At 64.9% G+C, this 21643-nt stretch carries 23 protein-coding genes; 13 read left to right on the top strand and 10 right to left on the bottom strand.

All coding sequences use genetic code 11. The features are described from left to right. Positions 1–168 precede the first annotated feature (168 nt). Positions 169–930, top strand: coding sequence for a class I SAM-dependent methyltransferase (locus tag C449_RS02370; RefSeq protein WP_049913831.1), 762 nt, complete (start codon positions 169–171; stop codon positions 928–930). 174 nt (positions 931–1104) lie between these two features. Here the strand turns inward: C449_RS02370 and C449_RS02365 are convergent, their stop codons facing one another. Next, positions 1105–1686, bottom strand: coding sequence for an NADPH-dependent FMN reductase (locus C449_RS02365; protein WP_006076289.1), 582 nt, complete (start codon positions 1684–1686; stop codon positions 1105–1107). Positions 1687–1858: 172 nt separating this feature from the next. On the opposite strand from C449_RS02365, the gene C449_RS02360 reads away from it, so the two are divergent. After that, positions 1859–3037: an MFS transporter gene (locus C449_RS02360; RefSeq protein WP_006076288.1), complete on the top strand. Its 1179-nt coding sequence runs from the start codon at positions 1859–1861 to the stop codon at positions 3035–3037. A gap of 49 nt (positions 3038–3086) precedes the next feature. Here C449_RS02360 and C449_RS02355 read toward each other — a convergent pair whose 3' ends face one another. Beyond that, on the bottom strand, positions 3087–4004 hold the full coding sequence (locus C449_RS02355; RefSeq protein ID WP_006076287.1) for an A/G-specific adenine glycosylase: 918 nt from the start codon (positions 4002–4004) through the stop codon (positions 3087–3089). A 94-nt stretch (positions 4005–4098) separates the two neighbouring features. Between C449_RS02355 and C449_RS02350 the strand changes: the two genes are divergently transcribed. After that, positions 4099–4428: a hypothetical protein gene (locus tag C449_RS02350; RefSeq protein WP_006076286.1), complete on the top strand. Its 330-nt coding sequence runs from the start codon at positions 4099–4101 to the stop codon at positions 4426–4428. Between the two features lie 454 nt (positions 4429–4882). Further along, a complete protein-coding gene (locus C449_RS02345) occupies positions 4883–5281 on the top strand; it encodes a disulfide bond formation protein B (RefSeq protein WP_006076285.1) in 399 nt (132 codons plus the stop codon). Between the two features lie 3 nt (positions 5282–5284). Here the strand turns inward: C449_RS02345 and C449_RS02340 are convergent, their stop codons facing one another. Genes C449_RS02340 through C449_RS18200 form a run of 3 tightly spaced genes read right to left on the bottom strand, consistent with a single transcriptional unit; the run spans position 5285 to position 6731 of the window. After that, a complete protein-coding gene (locus C449_RS02340; RefSeq protein ID WP_006076284.1) occupies positions 5285–6103 on the bottom strand; it encodes an endonuclease III domain-containing protein in 819 nt (272 codons plus the stop codon). A gap of 30 nt (positions 6104–6133) precedes the next feature. Then, complete coding sequence (locus C449_RS02335; protein WP_006076282.1) at positions 6134–6547, bottom strand: DUF371 domain-containing protein; 414 nt, start codon at positions 6545–6547, stop codon at positions 6134–6136. 25 nt (positions 6548–6572) lie between these two features. Continuing rightward, on the bottom strand, positions 6573–6731 hold the full coding sequence (locus C449_RS18200) for a hypothetical protein (protein ID WP_006076281.1): 159 nt from the start codon (positions 6729–6731) through the stop codon (positions 6573–6575). Positions 6732–6835: 104 nt separating this feature from the next. On the opposite strand from C449_RS18200, the gene C449_RS02330 reads away from it, so the two are divergent. From C449_RS02330 to C449_RS02315, 4 genes are all read left to right on the top strand, one after another. Beyond that, positions 6836–8512 carry a hypothetical protein gene (locus tag C449_RS02330; RefSeq protein ID WP_006076279.1) on the top strand — a complete coding sequence of 559 codons (1677 nt, stop codon included), beginning with the start codon at positions 6836–6838 and terminating at the stop codon, positions 8510–8512. A 233-nt stretch (positions 8513–8745) separates the two neighbouring features. Then, positions 8746–9636: a coiled-coil protein gene (locus C449_RS02325; protein WP_006076278.1), complete on the top strand. Its 891-nt coding sequence runs from the start codon at positions 8746–8748 to the stop codon at positions 9634–9636. 93 nt (positions 9637–9729) lie between these two features. Beyond that, positions 9730–10644: a signal peptide peptidase SppA gene (gene sppA / locus C449_RS02320; protein ID WP_006076277.1), complete on the top strand. Its 915-nt coding sequence runs from the start codon at positions 9730–9732 to the stop codon at positions 10642–10644. A gap of 71 nt (positions 10645–10715) precedes the next feature. Continuing rightward, entirely contained in the window at positions 10716–11855 is a 1140-nt protein-coding gene (locus tag C449_RS02315; protein WP_049913830.1) for a DUF373 family protein, read from the top strand. Here the strand turns inward: C449_RS02315 and C449_RS02310 are convergent. From C449_RS02310 to C449_RS02300, 3 genes are all read right to left on the bottom strand, one after another. After that, positions 11847–12518, bottom strand: a complete 672-nt coding sequence (locus C449_RS02310; RefSeq protein WP_006076275.1) for a type I 3-dehydroquinate dehydratase — start codon at positions 12516–12518, stop codon at positions 11847–11849. The two genes, C449_RS02315 and C449_RS02310, sit on opposite strands and share 9 nt — an antisense overlap. Positions 12519–12552: 34 nt before the next feature. Beyond that, on the bottom strand, positions 12553–13584 hold the full coding sequence (locus C449_RS02305) for a DNA-methyltransferase (RefSeq protein ID WP_006076273.1): 1032 nt from the start codon (positions 13582–13584) through the stop codon (positions 12553–12555). Positions 13585–13892: 308 nt separating this feature from the next. After that, entirely contained in the window at positions 13893–14954 is a 1062-nt protein-coding gene (locus tag C449_RS02300; RefSeq protein WP_049913834.1) for a zinc-dependent alcohol dehydrogenase family protein, read from the bottom strand. A 112-nt stretch (positions 14955–15066) separates the two neighbouring features. Between C449_RS02300 and C449_RS02295 the strand changes: the two genes are divergently transcribed. The 4 genes from C449_RS02295 to C449_RS02280 all read left to right on the top strand — a co-directional run bounded on the left by C449_RS02295 (position 15067) and on the right by C449_RS02280 (position 18307). Further along, positions 15067–16203, top strand: coding sequence for an acyl-CoA dehydrogenase family protein (locus C449_RS02295; RefSeq protein WP_006076270.1), 1137 nt, complete (start codon positions 15067–15069; stop codon positions 16201–16203). Then, the gene (locus C449_RS02290; protein WP_006076269.1) at positions 16200–17090 is read left to right on the top strand and encodes an alpha/beta fold hydrolase; all 891 of its coding nucleotides are present in this window, start codon (positions 16200–16202) and stop codon (positions 17088–17090) included. The genes C449_RS02295 and C449_RS02290 overlap by 4 nt, the downstream gene beginning before the upstream one ends. 19 nt (positions 17091–17109) lie before the next feature. Further along, positions 17110–17622, top strand: a complete 513-nt coding sequence (locus C449_RS02285; RefSeq protein ID WP_006076268.1) for a hypothetical protein — start codon at positions 17110–17112, stop codon at positions 17620–17622. A gap of 70 nt (positions 17623–17692) precedes the next feature. Next, positions 17693–18307 (top strand): cupin domain-containing protein, encoded by a 615-nt coding sequence (locus C449_RS02280; protein WP_006076267.1) that lies wholly within the window; start codon positions 17693–17695, stop codon positions 18305–18307. 316 nt (positions 18308–18623) lie between these two features. Here C449_RS02280 and C449_RS02270 read toward each other — a convergent pair whose 3' ends face one another. Together C449_RS02270 and C449_RS02265 are read right to left on the bottom strand one after the other, a co-directional pair. After that, the gene (locus C449_RS02270; protein WP_006076263.1) at positions 18624–19064 is read right to left on the bottom strand and encodes a MaoC/PaaZ C-terminal domain-containing protein; all 441 of its coding nucleotides are present in this window, start codon (positions 19062–19064) and stop codon (positions 18624–18626) included. Further along, positions 19061–20155 (bottom strand): phosphotransferase family protein, encoded by a 1095-nt coding sequence (locus tag C449_RS02265; RefSeq protein WP_049913833.1) that lies wholly within the window; start codon positions 20153–20155, stop codon positions 19061–19063. Before C449_RS02265 ends, C449_RS02270 begins: the two co-directional genes overlap by 4 nt. Positions 20156–20299: 144 nt before the next feature. Here C449_RS02265 and C449_RS02260 point away from each other — a divergent pair, with 144 nt between their 5' ends. After that, a complete protein-coding gene (locus tag C449_RS02260) occupies positions 20300–21523 on the top strand; it encodes an acyl-CoA dehydrogenase family protein (RefSeq protein WP_006076261.1) in 1224 nt (407 codons plus the stop codon). Positions 21524–21643: the final 120 nt, after the last annotated feature.

The raw sequence follows: 21643 nt of genomic DNA, 5'->3' as shown, positions 1-21643 counted from the left end.
TCGCGTCGACCCCCATCGAAGCACCATGCTGTAAATTCTGAAACGGCTGCTGACGGGGTGAGACAGGATTCCACCCGCTGATTGATCACGACGTGAGGGCGTTTATTGCAATCAGTCAACCAAAGTAGACTGTGGAAACGTTCATGATTCCTCTACCGAACACGCTCCATGAGCAGGTTGACACTCGTCCGGAGGGCCATAGAGGTCGTCATGACGGAAGGCCCATGTGGACTGATGAACCGGACAACCACCTTTCTGAAGTGGAGAGTCCTTTCTCTCTTGGAACGAAACGAACGAACGAGGAGCCTCTACTACCGCTTGTTCGATCCGATCGAGTACTGGGAACAACGATACGCAGATGACCGTGACGCAGGTCCCGGTTCACGAGGCGGACACAGGCAGTTTAAAGCCGATTTCCTCAATACGTTCGTCGATCGGAACGACATCACATCCGTTCTGGAGTTCGGATGTGGAGATGGTGTCCAAGTAGAGTTGGCCGAGTATCCTTCTTACGTCGGACTCGAAATATCGAAATCGGCGATCCGGGCGTGTTCACGTCGGTTCGCAAACGACGAGACGAAGAGTTTCTTCCTGTACGATCCACCGCACTTTCTGAACAGAGGTGCACTCGAGGCCGAACTGGTCCTCTCGCTGGAGATGGTCTTTCATTTAGTGGACGATGCGATCTTCGAGAAGACCATGCACGATATGTTCGGCGCGTCAACCAAGTATGTGATAATATTTTCAAGCAACTGCGAGGAGCCAACACCTGAACTGCACGTCAGACATCGGCGTTTTACGGACTACGTGGTCGAAAACTTCCCGAATTTCGACTTGATCGAGAAAGTAGAAAACGAGTACGAAGCGCGTGTCTCTGATTTCTACGTATACGAAAAACAGTCAGAACACGGCGGAGATCTTCCTTCCTGATTTCCGCTACCCACGCCGTCGCAGGACCACAGGCTCTGGGTTCTTTCGCCCGCTCACTCTCCCAGCGGTGGGGACTGTTTCGGAACTGGGCGGCCGAGCAGGAGCCGTATCCGGATACTCCCGAGTGGGTAGAACACGACCTAGAACGCTGCTCGATGCGACACTGTCCTGCGGTCAGTCATCCGCGCCAACGTTCTCGGTGCTTTCGAGACAGGGTGGATCGGGTTCGATGGTGGCGTACTCGACAGCCCGCTGGCCCAGCGTCGCCACGCGCTCGCGCGAACTCTCGTCAGTGAGTTCGCCGTCCGCGAACTTTCCGCTTGCTTTCGGGATGGCGGCCTGATGTGGGATGACCCACGCGTTGAGCGCGCGGGCGACCGATCGGAGGTGATCGAGCGGGGTGATCGGGAACGCGCCACCGGAGACCGACAACAGGCCGACGGTGGTGTTCTCGAACTCGTCGAACCCGCAGTAATCGAGCGCGGTCTTCAGGATCGAGGAGTACGAGCCGTGATAGGATGGCGTCCCGAGGAGAACGCTGTCGGCCCGCCGGATGCGGCGCTTGAGCGCGAGCGCGTCGCCGACCTCGCGCGCGTCGGCGTCGAACACCGCGAGGTCGAGGTGGCGGAGGTCGATCAAGTCCGTACTCGCGCCGCGTTCTTCGGCCTCGTCGAGTGCGTGCTGGAGGGCGATCCGAGTATAGCTACCGTCGCGCAGACTCCCGACGAGCGCGACGACGTGGGGTCGGTCTGGCATACCGGTTCGAGAACATCGCTCCCCAAAGCACCAGCGATTCCGGCCGGAACACGCCGATTTTCCGGTAGCCTCGTCCACCGGCCGCGGGATTGCCGCTTCGCAAAGGCTTGATTCCTCATAGGCCGTCCGCCCGATAGTGTCACGCCAGCAGCTGTTCGGCTCGATGTGTACGATGGTGCTGTTGGTCAACCTCGCGCGAGTCGTCTTCGCACCGCTGCTGGAACCGATCCGATCCGCGTTCGGGGCGTCGGCAGCGGCGATCGGCCTGCTGGCGACGCTCGCGTGGCTCGGCAGCGCGCTGCCGCGGCTGCCGACGGGCTACCTGCTCACGCTGGTTCCACGCTACGCCGTGATCCTCGCAGCCGGGACCATCCTCGCGGCCGCGCCGCTGCTCGCCGCGACCGCCACTTCCCTACCAGTGCTCTGGGCGAGCGCGTTCCTGATGGGACTGTCGAGCGGTGTGTACTTCATCGCGGCGAAACCACTGCTGAGCGACCTGTTCCCCGGAGCGATCGGACGTGCCGTCGGCATCCACGGGACCGCGAGCCAGCTTGCCGCGGCTGGCGCGCCGCTTTTCATCACCGGTGTCCTCTGGATCGAGGGGTCCGAGCTCCTGTTGGTCGAGGGATGGCGGCTCGCGTTCGGTCTCATCAGCGTGTTCGCAGTCGTGGCGACCGTTGCGTTCGGAGCGATCGCCCGAACCACGACCTTCCCGCCCGGCGAGGAACTCGATCGGGATTTCCTCGGCGCAGCCCGTCGACAGTGGCCCGTCATCCTGAGTGGGGTCGCATTCGCCGGCCTCGCCGGCCTCGCGTGGAACGGGCTGTTCAACTTCTACGTCTCGTATCTCGTCACGACCAAGCCGATCACGGCAAGCACTGCGCGCGAACTGCTTACGGTGGTTTTCGCCGCCGGCGTCCCCGCGTTCGCGATTGCCGGACGTCTCGCCGATCGTATGCCATACATTCCGCTGCTACTCGGGATCGTCGGCGGGTTCGCCGGCTGTCTGCTCGCACTCACGCTCGCCTCGGGACTCTACGGCCTCGTCGCCACGAGCGCCGCGCTCGGGTTCGTGATTCACGGCCTCTTCCCCACGATGGACACCTACGTTCTCGACTCGCTGCCGGATGCCCACCGAGCGAGCGCCTACGCCGTGTTCAGCGCGGGGATCATGCTCCTCAACGCGCTCGGGAGCGTCGTCGTCGGCACGCTGATCGATGTGGGGTACGGCTACACCGCGATCTTCCGGACGTTCGCGGTCGGGGTACTGGTGCTCGCCGCGCTCCTGACGGCCATCCACCTCACGATCGGGTTCCCGACCGGTCGGCGGTCGGCACAGCAAGGGGCGTGATCGCCGCGGGGCGTCAGCCGATCCGCAAACGCCCAGTCGCCGAACGGGATCACCGAGACAGCCGGACGACAGTATCGTCATCGCGGTCCTCGACCGCGACCAGTCCGTCGTCGGCGAGGTCGGAGACGAGTCCTCGGAGCCACTCGCGGCCGTGCTCGCCATCCGGTGAGTAATCGACCCGAACGCGGGGGCCGAGATCGTCGAGCGCGAGTTCGTCGTACTCGCCGAGCACGCGCACGACGCGCCCACGGAACTGCCGGCGGCTTCCCTCAAACGGCGACTGAGTGGGGACGTCTGGCGCGGAGAAATCGCCGGTCGCGTAGGCGTCACACCACGTGCGCCAGGGACATTCGGACCCGTCGCACGACGGTGTCTTCGTACACGCGACCCCGCCGAGTTCCATGATCGCGTTGTTCCAGACCCGCGACTCGCCGGCGGGCATCAGTTCGTCGGCCGTCTCTTCGAACGCCGCATCGTCGTCCGGCACGTCGAACGCCCGGTAGAGAACACGTTTGACGTTGGTATCGACCACCGCGTTCCCCTCGTTGAACGCGAAGCTCGCCACCGCGTTCGCGGTGTACGGGCCGACGCCCTGGAGCTCCTGAAGTGCATCTGGCGTCTCGGGAAACTCCCCGTCGAACTCCCCTTCCACTTGGTCGGCGGCCTCGTGGAGATACTGCGCCCGGTTGTTGTACCCGAGGCTGTGATCGCTCCAGAAACTCACTACGTCGGCCCGATCGGCAGCCGCGAGCGCTGGCGTGTCGGGCCATCGCTCGACGAAATCCGCGAACGCGTCGACCACACGATCGAGCTGTGTTTGTTGGCTCATCACCTCCGAGACCAGGATTTCGTAGGGGTCGGTGGTCTCGCGCCACGGAAACGATCGATGATCGTTCTCGTACCACTCGACGAGGGCCCGGCGGACCGCAGCGGGATCGTCGGGGGGCGAGAACGCGGACTCGCTCATCAAACGCGGTAGTCCTGCGCTCGGGATACGCGTGGCGGTCCTCGCCAGCCGTGGAGCCGAAAGCGGTTTCCCGAGTCGACGCTCATCCCGGCGCATGAGTCTCGACGACCTCACCGAAGAGATCGAATCGCGCTACGATGATCTCGGCGACGAGACGACCCTACGTCTCGACCGCGAAACCCGCAACGAGCTCGCTCTCCTCCAGAGTGCGCTCGACCTCGACGACGCCGACGAACTCCTCCGCCGGGCGGTCCATCAGTTCTTCCAGGCCACCGTCGAGACCGGTCGGCTCGATTTCCACCTCCGGAGCGGCTACGACGTCACCTACGACGAGTATCTCTCGGGGATGACGTACGACGAAATGACCGGCGATGTCGGGCTCTCGGACCAGGCTCAAGACGACGTCCAGCGGTACCAATACTGAAAGCCGAAAGCCCTCGGCGTCTCACGCGAGCGCAGCGAGTGTGAGGCTCGTCGTGGAGTAGCGAGGGACGCTCCGCGTCCCTCGGACCATGCGAGCGGGCCTTCGGCCCGCGAGCAGACGAAGCGGAACGACGGCGCGCCTTGGCGGCGCGCCTCGCCCTTTTCATGTCCACCGGGAGAGCAAAGCTCTCCCGAGCCCTGCCTCACTTCGTTCGGCAGGACACCAGGCAGCCTCCGCAACGCATTGCGCGCGCTGGGCGCGTAGCCTCTGTTCACGGGCGGCGAAGCCGCCCGTTCACACGGGCCGAGGCGCGTAGCGCCTCGTGGCGGCACGCGCTGGCAGCTCCGTTCCTCCCCCGTGCGCTCGGCAGGAACCGAGCGCGTGGCGTCCCACCGCGGGCAACACCCGACCAGTACCGCAACCACTACGTTCCTCATGTACGAGCGACCAACAGATGCGCTCTATCGGTTCCCGACTCTGGCTTGCGGCCGCCACGCTCGTCGCGGTTGTCGCCACAGCCTGGAGCCTCTATTTCAGCCTCGGCCTCGGGCTGATCCCCTGCGAACTCTGCTGGTACCAGCGCATCCTGATGTACCCTCTGACTGTGATCCTCGGCGTGGCCGCGCTCGAAAACCGCCCCGGCGTCGTCCGCACCGCGCTGCCGCTGTCAGTCCTCGGGTCCGGCGTCGCCGCCTACCACTCGTGGTTTCAGGCCACGGCCGACTCCGCGACCTGCTCGGTCGGAAGCTGCGGAACCGTCCAGTACCAAATCCTCGGCCTGACAGTGCCAAACCTCTCGCTGATCGCGTTCGTCCTCGTTTCGCTCGCGCTGGTTGTCGCCGTTCGCCGGTGATCCCTACTCCGCCGGCGCGTCGGCGGGATCGACCACCTCGCCCGTCTCGGGGTAGACGCCGACCTGGTCGCAGAGATCCGCCATCGGACAGGCATCGGGATCGTCGAGACACGCTGGCTTGCGCGCCGAGCAGTACTCCCGCCCGAACTGGATCGAGGCAGTGTGGCCGAACCCGCATTTTGCCGCCGGCACCTGGTCTTCCACGACTGTCCTGACTTCCTCGTGGTCGGCGTCGGATGGCGCGATCCCGAGCCGGCGGTAGATGCGGTGGACGTGGGTATCGACCGGGAAGACGCCCTCGCGCCCGCCCGAAAAGAGGAGCACGCAGTCGGCGGTTTTGGGTCCGACACCCGAAAAATCGAGCAGCGCATCGCGCACCGTTTCCGGGTCCTTCTCGGTGACGAACGCGTCGAACTCGGCTGCACTCCCGTACTCGTCGACCACCCGCTCGGCGATGGCGATCATCGTCGCCGATTTCTGGTTGTAGAGACCCGCTGACTGGATGGTCTCGGCGAGCGTGGGCTGGTCGTCGTTGGCGAGCGCAGCGGCGAGATCGCCGTCCACGCGGTCGCCGTACCGATCCATCAGGTCATCGTGGGCGGGCTGGCTCGCCTTGTCCGAGGTGTTTTGGCTTAGGATCGTGCGCACGAGACACTCGAAGGCATCCTGACCGCCGTAGGTCTTCTGCCAGTACAGCTCCCCGAGACGGTCCACGACGGCCTCGGCGCGCGTGTCGGCTGCGCGTTCCTCGAACGCCGTTTCGAGCCCGCCGCCGTCAGGGCCGCCGCTGATGTTCTCGGGCGGTTCCCCGTCGTCGCTCATGGCTGTGGAATGGCCGCCGGCCACAAAACCCTATTCGACCCGGAAGACCGCTCGAAGGTCCGCACCCTCGGCGAGCGCCGCCACGAACTCCCGATCGAGGTCGGCGGCCGCCGCGTCCCCCTCCACCATCACCGTCCGATCGTCGACGTACTCGCTCGTCCGACAGACCAGACTCCTATCGTTCGCGAATTCCAGATCCGGGTGTCCGCGGCCGCTGACTGTTTCGGTGTGATCGTCCGCCTCGAACGTCGCCGTGATCGTTGCGTCGGCGTCGCGACAGGCCGCAACGAAACCTCGATCGAAATCGGCGGGTGTGCGATCGGCCTCGATCCCGATGATGCAGTCGCCAGCCGGGGTGAGGTAGTCGTCGCTCGTGAGTTCGAGCGTGCTCGCATGCTGGGCGGTGACGTGTTCGTGACCGCGCGCGTGGACGACTTCTTCCATGCGCTCCCGTCGGCTCCGTCGCCGGTTAGGCGTGTGCCTTCGCGACTGTCACGGTGACCGCGCCGCACGGACACTCGTAGGCGCGGCGCTCTCCCGCCGAGTCTCGGAAGACGAGTGCAGGCTCATCCGGAAGCTCGCGGTTGCACTCGGTCGCCTCGCACGTCGCGGCGAGTTCCTCGAACATGGTTGTTGGACAGTCCCCGACAGGTATCAACCGATGCCATCTCCGGAGTGAAAGTGAAAGAACCCAACGTAAGGGCTATGGACGCAGCGTGCCGGTCTCGAAGCATGGAACTCGGGGAGTGGGAGGCTGCGGCCGTCGATCCGGGAGAAGGGCCACCGACCACCGACGAGTGGGATTCGGTCGAGTCGTTGCGTCCGTCGCGATTCGCTGGCGAGCACGCTGTCGCCTACCGGACGTCGTTCGCGGATCCGCGCGAGAGGGCGGGTCGTGCGCTTCTCGAACTCCACGGACTCTCCCCTCGCGGACGGATCTGGCTGAACGGCGAGTTTTATGGCACGCATGACACCCCCTTCACGCCGTTCCGATCGGTGTTCGAGCCCGCTCCCGAGAACGAACTCCTCGTCGAGTGTCGCGCTCCCGAAAACCAGGCCGCCGACCCCGAGGGATCGCTCACGAGCCGGGCCACGGTCCCCGGAGTCAGACGGACGAGCGTCGAATCCACTCCCGAGAATGTCATCACCGACCTCACGATCCGTCACTACGAGACCGACGACGGATCGGGCGTCAACGCGATCGTCACCATCGACGCGGGCACCGACCTCCGCGACCGAATCGAACTCTCGCTCCGGCCAGCGGGCACGGATGGGATGAGCGCGCTGAGCCAAGTGAGCGTTACTGCCGACGCGGGCGAGCGCGTGACCGTCCGCGGCCAGCTCACTGTACGCGACCCCGATCGGTGGTGGCCACGCGGGTTCGGCGCGCAGAGCCGCTACACCGTCCACGCCGTACTCGGCGAGTGCGAACGCACCGCCACGACTGGCTTTCGGACGGTCGAGAGCCGCTCGGAAGGAGTCGTCGTCAACGGCACCCAGGTTCCGATCCGGGGATTGTGTGTGCGATCGTCCACACCCGAAACGGTCGAGCGCGCGCTCGCGACGAACGCGACCTTCGTCCGTCCAGTAGGGCGCGTCCCACCGCCCGCCTTCTACGACGCCGCCGACGAGGCGGGGATACTCGTCTGCCAGGACGTCCCGATCGATCCCGGCGGATTCGACGTTGAGCGGCCGCGACGAGTCGCCCGCACTCTCGGCGGCGCGTACGGCCACCATCCGAGCCTCGTGGCGTTCGGCGTCCGCGACGACGCCGCACGCTTCGAATCGACCGACGACGAGGGTGATCGCTACGTGCTGCGTGCAACCGGCGGTGGCGACCCCGCAGCGACCGCGACAGCGGCTGCGGAGGCGCTGCCGAACGATGTGCCTGCCTTCGTCTTCCCCGGCTTCGATGCTGGCCCCGAGGAGGTGTCGAGCCCGACTGCGTGGGTACTCGACGGCTACGCCGGTGCCGACGACCCGCTGAACGCCGGCACACTCACCCGCTACGTCATACCTGGGACGGATGCCGATGAGGACGAACGCGCCGAGCGTGCCGGACACGCACTCGAACGACTCCGGGAATCGGGCCGCCCGATCGTCACGGCGCTCCCGCCGGTGGCCGACGACGACATCGATCGGATCGAGACCGCCTTCGCGCCGGTGAAAGCGTTTCTCGACGATTCCACAACGGGTGAGACTCGCGTTGTCGTGGTGAACGACACTCCCGAACCGGCGACGGGTGACCTCGTGTGGACGGCCGGCGACGCCGAGGGAACGCTGTCGGTCGAAGTCGGACCGCTCTCACGGGATACGGTCGGCGAGATCGACGTTCCGATCGAGGCACACCGTGTCGAGCTATCCCTGTCGATTGAGGGTCGCGAAGTAACGACGATCGTCGATCGGTAGGGGGTATCGAGAAGTACGGACCAGCGATACCTGTCCATGACACTTGTTTACAGACTGTCGTGACCGCAACGTTTAAATCCGTTCTGGCAGTACGTGGGGATACCAGAACGCCGCTGGCGTCTCTGTGGGATCGCACGCACACCGAAATGATACGGGCTTCTCCTCACCAGCCGACAGCGACCGACCGGGAGCGGCGACCACGGACACCAGCGCGACTGGAATCGTAACGAACCATGCCAAGCACAATCGAACAATCAGCGAACGTCGAACTCACCGAGGACGACCTCGACAGCGACTCGAAAGGCAAACTGATCAAACTCGCCGGCAAGCTCCGCGACCGGCGCAACGACCTCAATCAGATGGCCTCCGAGCGCGCCTCCAAACGCGACGAGCTCAACGCCAAGACCCGCGAGAAGGTCGACGCCGCCCAGGAGCACCGCGAGCAGCGCGACGAGCTCAACGATCAGGTACAGGAGCACAAGTCGAAACGCAACGAGCTCAACGCCGAGGCCAACGAGCTGTTCGACGAGGTCGACGACATGAAGTCCGACCTCGAACTCGACGAGGGCAAGGATCTCGACGAGCTCGAATCCGAGATCCAGGACCTCGAGTTCAAACAGCAGACCGAAGTGCTCTCTAGCGAGGACGAGCGCGAGCTGATCGAGAAGATCGAGAACAAACGCGAGGAGTACCGACAGCGACAGGAGGCTCTCGACGAGACCGACGGGCTCGAAGAGATCAAAGCCGAGGCCGAGGAGGTCCGTGCGGAGGCCTCCGAACACCACGAGAAGGTCACGGAGCTCGCCGACGAGGCCCAAGAGCATCACAACCAGATGATCGAGGCCTATCGCGAGGCCGACGACGTCCGCGACGAGGCCGACGAGTGGCACGAGAAGTTCGTCGAGGCCCAGGAGGCCGCCGACCGCCACCACGAGGACTTCGTCGAGGTCCAGAAGCGCCTGCGCGAGATGGACAAAGAGGAAGAAGAGGAGCGCAAGTCCGAGCGCGACAAGAAGCGCGAGGAGGCAGAAGCCGAGGCCGAGGAGATCTACGAGCAGTTCAAGCAGGGCGAGACCCTCGACACCGAGGACCTGATGAAACTGCAGAAAGCGGGCAAGCTCTAAACCAGTTCGACGGGACGTTTTGCGATCGCGACCCCGCAGCAACCGCCACGCAACGAGCGAACCCTTAATCCCTCCCGCCCTCCCAACGGCGGTATGACGGATCACCGATCCCGACGGCGGACGCTCGGCGGTATCGTTGCGGGCGCGACCGCGGGTGCCGGCGTATGGGGGACGATCAAGCGGTTCCGTTCGCAGGTCAGCGACGGCTACGACGTCGCCGAGGTCGCGGTCGAGGGGCCGATCACGCGCGAGGGGAGCCGTCTCCCCAGCAGCCGGCAGCGCTCGATCCCCGCCGACAAGGTGGTCGGGGAGATCGAACGCGCCGACGATGATCCGAACGTCCGGGCGCTGATCGTGAAGCTCAACACGCCCGGCGGCGAAGTACTCCCGAGTGAGGACATCCGGATCGCGGCCGAGCGGTTCTCGGGGCCGACGATCGCGTACGCGACCGACACCTGCGCGAGCGGCGGCTACTGGATCGCGAGCGGGTGTGACGAGCTCTGGGCCCGCGAGGCTAGCATCGTCGGCTCGATCGGCGTCCGTGGCTCGAACGTGAACGCCAAAGGGCTTGCGGACAAGCTCGGGCTCGAATACCAGCCACTCAACGCGGGCGAGTACAAGGACGCGGGGTTCCCGCTGAAAGAGCCGGAAGAAGAGGACCAGGAGTACCTCCAGGGGATCGTCGACGACTACTACGAGACGTTCGTCGAGCGGGTTGCCGAGGGGCGCGGCCTCGACGAGGAGACGATCCGCGAGACCGAGGCGCGGGTTTATTTGGGCACCGACGCCAACGAGAACGGTCTCGTCGACGAACTCGGTACCCGCGAGGACATCGAGGACCACCTCGCCGATCGACTCGACACCCGCGAGGTCACCGTCGAGGAGTTCGAGCCACAGCAGAACTTCCTCGAACGGCTGCGGGCCGAATCCCAGGGCGTGGCGTACGCCTTCGGCGCGGGCGTCGCGGGTGCGGTCGGTGCTGACGAGGAGTTCCGGCTCCGGCTATAAACCGACGCGTCGTTCCCGCCGAACCGGGGGCATGACACACGTTTTTGTTCGGCCACTCCTTCACGTCGAGTGTGAGCAGCCTGGTCGTCTGCATCGATCGCGGCGCGGTCATCGCCGACGCTGCGGGCGAGACGCCGGTGGTCGGCGAGCGAGCGGTGCGCTCGCTCGTCACCGAGGTCGGTCTCGACGATCCCGAAGACAGTCGGGTGAACTGCCTGCTCGAAGGCCTCCGGCTGGCGCGCGAGCGCCGCAACGAGGGCGAGGAGCCGGTTCTCGCGGTGGTGTCGGCCCCCGACGAGTCGGTCGACAGCGACCGGGCGATCGCCAAGCAGATCGACGACCTGCTCGCCGCTCGTCCCGTGGAATCGGCGGTGGTCGTGACCGACAACGCGGCCGACGAGCGGCTCGTCCACGTGATCGAGAGTCGCGTTCGAGTGGATGCGGTCTCGCGGGTCGTCGTGCGCCAGGCGCGCGACCTCGAATCCACCTACTACCTCCTGAAGCAGTTCCTCGCCGACGAACAGCTCCGGGCCACAGTGTTGGTTCCGATCGGTCTCTTCCTGCTCGCGGTCCCCGTTCTGGTGGCAGTCCAGAACGTGACGGCTGCACTCGCGGCGGTCGCCAGCGTCACCGGTCTGTTCCTCCTCTACAAGGGTCTCGGCGTCGACGACGCGCTCGCAGTGCTCGCGGGCGGGGTGCGCGACGGACTCTACACCGGCCGGGTCTCGGTGGTGACGACCGTGGTCGCGGCGGGACTCGCCCTGATCGGGATCGTCGCGGGCGTCATCAGCGCCACGCCGCTCGCGGCCGGGGCGAGCGTGTTGACGACCGCGATGGCCTTTCTGTTCGACAGCGTGCCGTGGCTGGCGATAGCCGCGCTGACCGCGAGCGTCGGTCACGCGCTCGACGAATGGCTCCGAAACACCCAGATAGGAAACGCCGCGCTCAACCTTCCGTTCGTGGTGATTGCGATCGCGTTCGTGGTTCGCGGGTTCGCGGCGTACTTCCTCGAACGCGCCGGCGTGATCGACCCCTTGACTGTTCCACCGATGGCACTCGGGGTCGTCTCCGTCCGGGGGTTCGAGATCGCTGGCGACATCCGACTGGTGGCGTTCGTGGTGTTGGGTGTCTGCATCAGCCTGCTCGGTGTCGGCGTGGCCGCCCGCCTCGGCGACTGGCTTACGGTCGAAGAGCCCACCGAGTCACCGTAGCGCGTCGAGCAGATCGGCGAGCGTCGCGAGGTCGTACTGGCCGGGTGCGGTCGCTTCGTTGGGGTCGACGGGCGCGTAGGCGATCCGCGAGCCGTACAGCGGTGCGATCGCGCGGGAGTGTCGCCCCGTCGCTCCCATCGCCATCGTCGCCACCCGATGCCCGTTGGCGTCGAGATCGCGCGTGACCGAGAGGAGTACGAGCACGTCGTCGATCGACGTGGCGGTGGTCGCGAGCTTCCCGACGTCGCCGTGTTCGCAGGCCCGCGAGAGAGTCTCCCGGAGTTCCGACCGGGATGGTGTCCCCGAGAAGTCGTGCGCCGAGACCACGACGCTCGCATCGTGCTCGTGGGCGTGTTCGACGACATCCCTGCCGTCGCTCTCCGCAATCGCTGCGAGTTCGATGTCGATGGCTTCGACGGCTGGATGTTCGGCAGCTCGGCGGAGCACGTCGAGCCGTTCCGACTTCTCGGCAGCCTCACCGCCCTCGGCTTCCGTCCGGTTGGTCGCTAGTATCGGGAGCTCGCCGTCGTAGTCGTCGAGCGTCGTGAGTGGATCGATCGCGAGATCCATCCGGAACTCGACAGCGTCGGCGTGTTCGCGCGCAGCCGACTCCTCTGTGAGGTCGGCCGTGACAGCCGCGAGAACGAGCGACTCGAAGTTCATGTCCCCGAGTCCGGCCGGGCGAACAAAAGTCCCGCTATGACTCGAACGGCGTGTGCTCGACGGCGTATCCGCTGACGGTCAGTCGGACGTTCTCGACGGCGTAGAGTCGGATTCGTCGTTCCTGATTCGTGACGACGGAAAAATCGTAGTGCTTGGCGTCGTAACCGAGCTGTTCGCCTGCCGCTTCGCGCTCGGCGACGAACTCGCGGTGGCGGTCGAGACGTCGTTCGACGTACGACTGCGAGCGTGTTTCGAGACCCGAAACCCGGTCGGCGAACCCAGCGAGGAGCGCGTGGTCGCGGTCGAAGCCGACCGAGTTCCGACCGGCGAGCATCGCCGCGAGCGTGGTAGTGCCGGTGCCCGAGAACGGGTCGAGCACGCGATCACCGTAGACCGAGTACATGTTGACGAGCCGAAGTGGGAGTTGGAGGGGGAACGCGCCCGAGCGGTCGCGGCCCTCGCCGTCAAGCGTCTGGTCGGTGCCGGTGAGCGTCCAGAGATCGGAGAACCACTCGTTGCGCTCCTCCCAGAAGTACGCGCTCTCGTAGCGGCGGCGCTCGCCCGGCGGGAACTCGCGGGTCGAGCCGTTGCGAAAGACGAGAATGTACTCGTGTTCGAGGGTCGTGTAGGCGTTCGTCGGCACCATTCCCGAGCCCATGAACTTGGTGAGGCGATTGGCGGGTTTTCGCCAGAGAATGTCGGGCAGTGACCGGAACCCGCGCTCGCGCATCGCCTCGATGACGGCCGCGTGGTTCGGGTACTGTTGAAACTCGCTGTCGATCGAACGGGTGGCATCGCCGACGTTGATGCAGGCGATTCCGCCTGGCTTGAGCACGCGCGCGAGTTCGTCCCACGCGGGGGCGAGCGCTGTGTGCATCGCCTCGAAGGCCGCGTCGCCCGCACCCCGATCGAGATGGTCACCGATCGCGGGGTCGAGGTCCGTAAAGAGGTCGTCCCAGAGTTCGATCATCGGGTACGGCGGCGACGTGACCACGAGGTCGATCGAATCATTGGCGAGCGCCAGGTCGCGGGCGTCGCCGACCGCGGTCACGTGCTCGGTCTGCACGTCAGTTCCTTCGCCGATCGAACTAACAACGTTGTGGTTCGTCGCTGCGTGACATTTTTGCTGTCTGCCGACGCTTGGCGGTTGCGGTGGCGGATGCGGACCTGGTGGATCGAGGGCGAGCGAGCATGGGGAGCGAGGGCTCGGGCGGTGCTGTGCGGTCTGCGGTCACAGGGCGGTGGCCGAGAGCGCCAGCGATCCCGCCGCGAACGAGCGCGTAGCGCGAGTGAGCGGATGTTTTTAGTCCAGGTTTTTGCGAGGAGTGGTGCGCGAACGGAGTGAGCGCACCCGACGAAGTAAAAAAGTGGGTTTTAGAACTCGTCGATCACCGGGATCCCCATCGTCTCGAAATCGCTCATCGCGGCGAGCTTCGCCGACACGTCGTCGAGGTCGACCGTCTCGGAGACCACGGCACTGGGGTCGAGTTTGCCGTCGGCGACCATTCGGAAGATTTCGTCGTATCGGGTCGGCGGCATGCCGAGCGAGCCGACGAACTCGATCTCCTGCATTACCATCATGTCGGTCGGGAGTTCGACGGACCCCTGCTCGTCGTCGGTGCTGAGTCCGACTTGAACGTGCTGGCCGCGCGTGCCGAGGCTCATGATTGAGTTGCGGCAGGTGGTCGCGATCCCGAGTGCGTCGACCGAGACCGCCGCACCGCCGTCGGTGATGGCTTTCACCTGTCGGGGTACGTTGTCGACCTCGCTCGCGTTCACCGTCTCGCTCGCGCCGAGGTCCTCTGCCAGATCGAGTTTCTCCGATTGGAGATCGACCGCGACGACGTTCCCACCGAGCGCGTCAGCGATGTGAACCGCCGAGAGGCCGACACCGCCGCAGCCGTGGATCACGACCCAATCGCCGGCGTCGACGTCCGCCTGGTGGGCGAGCGCGTGAAAGGAGGTCATGAACCGACAGCCAAGTCCCGCCATGTCGACCGCGGAGACACCGTCGGGGAGCTGGACAGCGTTGTGATCCGCGACCGGGACGTGCATCTCCTCGGCGAACGCGCCCGGAGCCGCTTCGTTCAGCCCTAGAGGAACGATGTTCTCGCAGGTGTTCGAGTGGCCGGTTCGGCACTGATGGCAGGTGCCGTCGCCGAGGTTGAACGGGACGGTTACCTGATCGCCTTCACTCACGTTCTCGACCTCGCTCCCGACCTCGATCACCCTGCCCGCGGGCTCGTGGCCGAGGATCTGTCCTTCCGGCGGTTTGAGGCCGAGCCAGTCCCACTCGCCCTGCCAGCCGTGCCAGTCGCTCCGGCAGATGCCACACGCCTCAAGTTCGATCACCGCGCCGTCGGCCGCAGGATCGGGCGCGTCGACCTCGGTCACGTCGAGCGGTTCGCCGTACTCACGGAGGACTGCTGCGCGCATACTGCGGCCGACGAGCGGCATCGTCATAGTCGTTCCCCCGAAATCGGTGTTGTAGTTACCGATGTTCAACATAGAGGCGAAGATACTTTTCGCTGGAAGGCGATGGTTGGGTATGTCGTTTCAGCTATCGGGCGAGCAGGAAGCCATCCGAAGTGCGGTCCGGGAGTTCGCTGAGGAGGAGATCGTGCCCGTCGCGCGCGAACACGACGAATCGGGGGAGTATCCCGAGGAACTCCGCCGGGAGGCCGCCGAGTACGACTTCGTTGCCCCGAACATTCCGACGGAGTACGGCGGCGCGGGGATGGACACGCTGTCGTCGGCGCTCGTGACCGAGGAGCTCTGGCGCGCCGATCCGGGGATCGGGAGCGCGGTCGGATCGGCGGGGTTCGGGAGCAACATGATCGTCAAGTACGGCGACGAGTGGATGAAAGAGGAGTGGCTCCCGCCGATCGCGGCCGGCGAGTCGGCCTCGGCGAGCGCGATCTCCGAACCCGCCCACGGCTCGAACGTCGCTGGCATCGAAACCCGCGCCGAGAAGGACGGCGACGAGTACGTTCTCAATGGCAACAAGATGTGGATCACGAACGGGACGGTCGCCGACGTCGCGGTCGTGATGGCGAAGACCGATCCCGGCGCGGGCCACCAGGGGATCACGGCCTTCCTCGTTCCCACCGACACCGAGGGATTCTCGACCGAGAAGATCGACAACAAGCTCGGGATCAGGGCTTCCGATCTCGCCGAGGTGCTGCTCGACGACGTGCGCGTGCCCGAAGAGAACGTTATCGGCGAGGTGAACAAGGGGTTCTACCAGCTCATGGACTTCTTCGCATCGGGTCGGACCAGCGTCGCCGCTCAGGCGGTGGGAGCCGCCCAGGGTGCGCTTGACGCCGCCCGGGAGTACGCCGGCGAGCGCGAGCAGTTCGATCAACCCATTGCCGAGTTCCAGGCGATCCGGCACAAGCTCGCCGAGATGGCGACGAACGTCGACGCCGCACGATCGCTGACCTACCGCGCAGCCTCGCACGTCGAGGCGGGCGACGACGATGCGGTGCGCTTTGCGAGCATGGCGAAGCTGTTCGCGAGCGAGCACGCGGTCGACGTGGCCGACGAGGCGATCCAGGTGTTCGGTGGGGCGGGTTACGTCACCGACCACCCCGCAGAGCGGTACTACCGCGACGCCCGGATCACCAAGATCTACGAGGGCACGAGCGAGATCCAGAAGAACATCATCGCCGACAACATCCTATGAACCACGACGAGTGGGCCGGGGGCCAGGCGACGACCACCGTGACGGTCGACGGCCACGATCTCTCGGTGGCGTACCGCGACGACGGTCCCGGCGACAGCGGGAGCGATGATAGCGAACGCAGCGGCAGCACGAACGGGGCCGACGAGCCGCCGGTCGTCTTTCTCCACGGCATCCCGACGTGGTCGTTTCTCTGGCGCGACATCGCCCCAACGATTGCGGAGGATCGGCGCGTCATCGTCCCCGATCTTCTCGGGTATGGCAACTCCACAATGGCCGATGGGTTCGATCGGTCGATCCGAGCCCAGGAGGCGATGCTTGCGGCGTTGCTGGAGGAGTTGGGCATCGAGACGGTTTCGATCGTGTCCCACGACATCGGTGGCGGGGTCGCGCTGCGGTATGCTGCCAACCATCCGGATACGGTCGCAAAGCTGGTCTGCTCGAACGCGGTGTGTTACGACTCGTGGCCGGTCGAGTTCATCACTGACTTCGGGTTGCCCGAGACTACCGAGAGGCCGATCGACGATATCGAGGACGAGGTTTCCTCGGCGTTCACGCTCGGTGCGTACGGCGACCCCGATCCCGAATTCGTCGAGGGACTGACCGCGCCGTGGCTCTCGGAGGAAGGTCGCACCTCGCTTTCCCGGTGTGCAGTAGCGACCAACACGAACCACACGACCGAGATCGACTACGGCGCGATCACCGCCGATTTCCTCGGACTCTGGGGTGCGGGCGACGATTTCCAGCAGATCGAATACGGCGAACGCCTCGCCGACGACCTCGATGGAGAGGTGGTGGAACTCGACGAGGCCTACCACTGGGTGATGGCGGATCGGACGGAGGCGTACGTCGCGGAACTCCGTGAGTTTCTTACCTTGAGTGCGGGATGATTCCCGTAGGAGCGACCAGATGACCGACGACGCGCCCGAATGGGAGTTTTCGCACCGCGACGTGGTGATCCTGCGCGAGCTCGCACGCGACCCCCAGGTATCCTCGCGCGAACTCACCGACATCCTCGCCGCAGAGTACGACATCGACGTCTCGCACGTCACGATCAGCGAGTCGATCCGCCGGATGCGCGAGGAGGGGGTCTTCCGCGAGGCAATCATCCCGAACGAGGAGTACTTCATCTTCGGATTGTTCGAGTTCAAGTTCGATCCCGAGCACTTCGCGGAGGAGTGGCGAGCGGCGATGGAGTACATCCGTGACTCGCCGAACACCCTCTTCTATTTCCTCTCGGACGGCGAGTACCAGTGGAAGACCGTGATGATGTTCCCGGCCCGCGAGGCTGAATCTCGATGGATCCACGAGTTCTACAAGCGCCACGGCAAGGTCGTGGCGAACATCCGCAACTCCGTCGTGACGAACGTCCTCAAGTTCGGGACCGATCCCGAACTCCTCGAAAGCCTGAACGACGAGTGAGCGACGAGCCGCACGTCGTTCCTGCCCGAGCGGATGCACGCTTTTGTCCTCTGGGGTTGGGGCCGTGGATATGGAGACTGTCTCGATCGATGGCCTCGATTCCATCTCGTCCGAGAACGACATCGACCGCCGAAAACTGTCCGACCCGCTGAACACCGCCGACGTTGCGATCAATCGGTACGCCCTCGGCCCCGGCGAGCGGTTCAGCGGCTCGCTCCACGCCCATATGGATCAAGAAGAGGTGTTCCTCATCGTTGAGGGCGAGGTGACGTTCGAAACGTACACACCGCGAAACCGTGTAGAACCGGATTGTTCGAGTAGCGAGATTACCGTCGGCGAGAACGAAGCGATCCGGTTCGCGCCTGGCGAGTTCCAGTCCGGTAAAAACGCGTCCGACGAGGTGGTGGTTGCGTTCGCGATAGGTGCTCCCCGCGACAGCGAGGACGTACGGATTCCGCTCCCGTGTCCCGAGTGCGATCATGAGGACAGACGGCCGGTCGTCGTCGACGAGGAAGAGGTTCTCGTCTGTCCGGACTGTGAGGCTGAATCGCCGGTCGAATGTCCTGAGTGCGGTCAGAGCGATCTGCGCGTCGTTCTCGATTCGGATGAGGAGAACGTCGTCAACGTCTGCCTCGACTGTGGTATGGAATCGACAGTGGTCTGTATACCCGAGAACTGCCAATAACTGTTACAGAAGCCGCTGAAGTCTCGTATTGGCCGCTTCGTCGTGAGTCGTATACCACCAGAAACCACCGAGAGTCCAGAACGTCTGAACGACCGCGATGAGTGCTTGTAGCGTCTTCCCCTGGACGACGAACGCGACGGTTAGGGCCCCGAACAACAGACCGAATCCCAAGAGAAGCCACCGTCCGTCCATACACCCGATACAACATTTCGACACATCATTGTATCGCCACCATCGGCTCACGGAGTTACTGACCGCCGATAAATCAATGAGACGGTGGAATTGTGCAATTTCGGTGAAATCGTGATCTCGACCCTCAGCGCACTAGCGAGAGGAGCTCACACCGGAGCACGGTCTCGTCGTCCTGAGCTTTCACCGCAGCGTCGTACCGCACAGTACCAGCGGCTCGTGGATGGTCGCGCTCTTTTTTCTCGACGACCTCGATCTCGACGCGGATGGTGTCGCCGACGTAGGTCGGGGCGGTGAAGCGGAGCCCGTCCACCCCGTAGAACGCGATCACGTCCTCGCGTTCGTCCTGTGTTCGTGATTGCCAGAGCAGACCAGTCATTGCCGAAAAGACGAACGCGCCGTGAGCGATCCGGCCACCGTACTCGGTGTCGGCCATCCGCTCGGCGTCGGTGTGGTGGTGATTGAAATCGCCACTCACACCCGCGAAGTTCGTCACGTCGGCGGCCGTTACCGTCCGGCCCGCCGTTCGGGACGTGTCGCCGACCGAGACCGATTCGAAGTAGCTCACAGCGGCTCCTCACCCTCGATGATCCGGAGCGCGCGGTCGGCGAGTTCGGGCACACCGGTCTCCATCTTCGGGTACAACGGGTCATCGGCGTTGCCTTCCAGGTACCGCCGGAAGAACATCTCTCCTAGCCCAGCGAGCTTGTAGACCGCGAGCGCACGGTAGAATCGATCGTTCTCGTACTCGATTCCTGTCTGTGCCTCGTAGCGCTCGACGAGTTCCTCTCGGGTGGGGTAGCCCTCGCGGGTCATGAACGTCGCGTTGAGCGAGTCGGTCGCCGCGGGCGGGTCCGGATCGCCCGCGTCCCACCAGTACGAGAGGAGCCACCCGAGATCGACGAGCGGATTTCCAAGGGTACTCAGCTCCCAGTCGAACACCGCGACGAGTTCGGGCGGCGTGCCGGGCGCGAACATCACGTTGTCGAGCTTGTAATCGCCCTGAACCAGTGTGTGCGCCGGCGCGTCGGGTACGTTCTCGGTCAGCCACTCCATCACGTCATAGAGTTCGGGCACCTCGCGTTCGTCGCTCGTGACGTCGAACGCCCACGTCAGCTGCTCTGACCATCGCTTTACCTGGCGTTCGGTGAACCCCTTGGGATGGCCGAACTCGTCCAGTCCCACCGTTCCAGGGTCGACGGCGTGGATCTCACAGAGGCCGTCGATCAGCTCTTCGCCGATCCGTTGGCGGTGCTCCGGCGTGGCGAACCGCTCGGGTTCGGTCTCGCGCAGCACGCTCCCCGCGACGCGCTCCATCACGTAGAACTCGCAGTCGAGAATCGACTCGTCCTCGCACGCGAGCACCGTCGGCGGGACTCGCACCGTGGTATCCTGAAGGGCGTCCATCACCCGATACTCTCGAAGAACGTCGTGAGCGGTATCGGCGGTCTCACCAGGCGGCGGCCGACGGACCACGAGGTCGCGCTCTCCCCACTCCACGAACAACGTCTCGTTCGAGTGCCCTTCCTGATGGTGTTCGATGCGGTATTCTTCGACAGAACCTAACTCCTCTTCGAAGTAGCTCGCCAGCGCCTCCTCGTCGACGATTCGGGAGAAGTACGCTCCCTCGGCCCCCTCGGTGTCGTCACTGCCGCTCATGCGTTCCACCATAGCGGGTGTGGTCGTTTTGTTACCATTGGTAGGTCTGTTCGTAGACATCGTATGAATAACTGGGGGTTCACGGGGGTAGCGATTCGTTGGGTGGCCCGATCGTTTTACAATGGTGTGTGCCGATGTATCTGCATGAAGTACGACGACTCGGCGGCCGCACGCGAGGCGACCGACCGCGCCCGCGCGTTCATGGAGGAGGTCGTCCTGCCCGCGGAGCGCTCCCACGCCGGCGGCGAGTCGGTTTCGCACGAGACCATCGCCGATCTGCGCGAGCAGGCCCGCGAGTACGATATCTACGCACCGCAGATTCCCGAAGCGCACGGCGGGATGGGGATGGCGTTCCGGGACGTGCTGCCGGTGTTCGAGCAGGCGGGCCGGAGCCTGCTCGGCGCGCCCGCGATGCGGGTCGACGCGCCCGACGAGGGCAACATGCATACGCTCGAACTCGTCGGCACCGACGACCAGAAAGAAGAGTGGCTCCGGCCCCTGGTCGCGGGCGAGATTCGATCCGGGTTCGCGATGACCGAGCCCGCTCCCGGGGGTGGGTCGGACCCGAAGATGCTCCGGACGACCGCCGAGAAGGAGGGCGACGAGTGGGTCATCGACGGCCACAAGTGGTGGACCACACAGGGTGGTGCGGCCGATGTCCTCCTCGTGATGGCGCGCACCGATCCCGACGCCCACCCCTACGCCGGCTGCTCGATCATCCTCGTGCCGACCGACACCGACGGGGTGGAGATCGTTCGCGACATTCCCCACCTCGGCCAGAGCCTCGTACCCGAGAGCCACGCCGAGATCACGTTCGACGGCGTACGGGTGCCCGAGGAGAACTTGCTCGGTGCCGAGAACGCCGGGTTCGACATCGCACAGCAGCGACTGGGACCTGCCCGACTGACCCACTGCATGCGGTTTTCGGGGATGGCCGAGCGCGCACTCGACGTGGCGAAAGCGTACATGGACGAGCGCGACGCGTTCGGATCGTCGCTCGCGGACAAGCAGTCACAGCGCTTTTCGATCGCGGAGGCCGAAACCGAACTCCACGCCGCCCGGACGATGGTCCGCGACGCGGCCGAGAGGATCACGGCCGGCGAGGAGGCCAGAGTCGAGGTCTCGATGAGCAAGGTGTTCGCCGCGCGGGTGGCCCAGGAGACCATCGATCTCGCTGTTCAGTGCTGTGGTGGGGCGGGGATCGGTCGGGACCTGCCGCTCGCGGACTTCTACGAGGCGGTGCGGGCGTTCCGGATCATCGACGGCGCGGACGAGGTTCACAAGCGCACGATCGCACGTGCGGCCTTCGAGAACACCGACCCGGCAGAGATCGCGGCGATCCCGCAGTTCGGGAATCCGGCCGACTGACTCTTCCCCTGTTTGCCCCGACTCCCGTCCTCGATCGAGAACGTGATCGTGACTCAGTAATGGGGCAATCATCAACGCGCAGTAGTTGTGACTCCCAAGAATCGAGAGTGTAGCCCGCCG

The sequence above is a fragment of the Halococcus saccharolyticus DSM 5350 genome (assembly GCF_000336915.1).
Taxonomy (GTDB): Archaea; Halobacteriota; Halobacteria; order Halobacteriales; family Halococcaceae; genus Halococcus; species Halococcus saccharolyticus.
This window is presented reverse-complemented; position numbering and strand designations above follow the sequence as displayed.

Excerpts from the sequence above, each read along its gene's own strand:
- C449_RS02370 (WP_049913831.1), top strand. The coding sequence starts at position 169 with ATGAGCAGGTTGACACTCGTCCGGAGGGCCATAGAGGTCGTCATGACG.
- C449_RS02365 (WP_006076289.1), bottom strand. The coding sequence starts at position 1,686 with ATGCCAGACCGACCCCACGTCGTCGCGCTCGTCGGGAGTCTGCGCGAC.
- C449_RS02360 (WP_006076288.1), top strand. The coding sequence starts at position 1,859 with ATGGTGCTGTTGGTCAACCTCGCGCGAGTCGTCTTCGCACCGCTGCTG.
- C449_RS02355 (WP_006076287.1), bottom strand. The coding sequence starts at position 4,004 with ATGAGCGAGTCCGCGTTCTCGCCCCCCGACGATCCCGCTGCGGTCCGC.
- C449_RS02350 (WP_006076286.1), top strand. The coding sequence starts at position 4,099 with ATGAGTCTCGACGACCTCACCGAAGAGATCGAATCGCGCTACGATGAT.
- C449_RS02345 (WP_006076285.1), top strand. The coding sequence starts at position 4,883 with ATGCGCTCTATCGGTTCCCGACTCTGGCTTGCGGCCGCCACGCTCGTC.
- C449_RS02340 (WP_006076284.1), bottom strand. The coding sequence starts at position 6,103 with ATGAGCGACGACGGGGAACCGCCCGAGAACATCAGCGGCGGCCCTGAC.
- C449_RS02335 (WP_006076282.1), bottom strand. The coding sequence starts at position 6,547 with ATGGAAGAAGTCGTCCACGCGCGCGGTCACGAACACGTCACCGCCCAG.
- C449_RS18200 (WP_006076281.1), bottom strand. The coding sequence starts at position 6,731 with ATGTTCGAGGAACTCGCCGCGACGTGCGAGGCGACCGAGTGCAACCGC.
- C449_RS02330 (WP_006076279.1), top strand. The coding sequence starts at position 6,836 with ATGGAACTCGGGGAGTGGGAGGCTGCGGCCGTCGATCCGGGAGAAGGG.
- C449_RS02325 (WP_006076278.1), top strand. The coding sequence starts at position 8,746 with ATGCCAAGCACAATCGAACAATCAGCGAACGTCGAACTCACCGAGGAC.
- sppA (WP_006076277.1), top strand. The coding sequence starts at position 9,730 with ATGACGGATCACCGATCCCGACGGCGGACGCTCGGCGGTATCGTTGCG.
- C449_RS02310 (WP_006076275.1), bottom strand. The coding sequence starts at position 12,518 with ATGAACTTCGAGTCGCTCGTTCTCGCGGCTGTCACGGCCGACCTCACA.
- C449_RS02300 (WP_049913834.1), bottom strand. The coding sequence starts at position 14,954 with ATGCGCGCAGCAGTCCTCCGTGAGTACGGCGAACCGCTCGACGTGACC.
- C449_RS02295 (WP_006076270.1), top strand. The coding sequence starts at position 15,067 with ATGTCGTTTCAGCTATCGGGCGAGCAGGAAGCCATCCGAAGTGCGGTC.
- C449_RS02290 (WP_006076269.1), top strand. The coding sequence starts at position 16,200 with ATGAACCACGACGAGTGGGCCGGGGGCCAGGCGACGACCACCGTGACG.
- C449_RS02285 (WP_006076268.1), top strand. The coding sequence starts at position 17,110 with ATGACCGACGACGCGCCCGAATGGGAGTTTTCGCACCGCGACGTGGTG.
- C449_RS02280 (WP_006076267.1), top strand. The coding sequence starts at position 17,693 with ATGGAGACTGTCTCGATCGATGGCCTCGATTCCATCTCGTCCGAGAAC.
- C449_RS02265 (WP_049913833.1), bottom strand. The coding sequence starts at position 20,155 with ATGAGCGGCAGTGACGACACCGAGGGGGCCGAGGGAGCGTACTTCTCC.
- C449_RS02260 (WP_006076261.1), top strand. The coding sequence starts at position 20,300 with ATGAAGTACGACGACTCGGCGGCCGCACGCGAGGCGACCGACCGCGCC.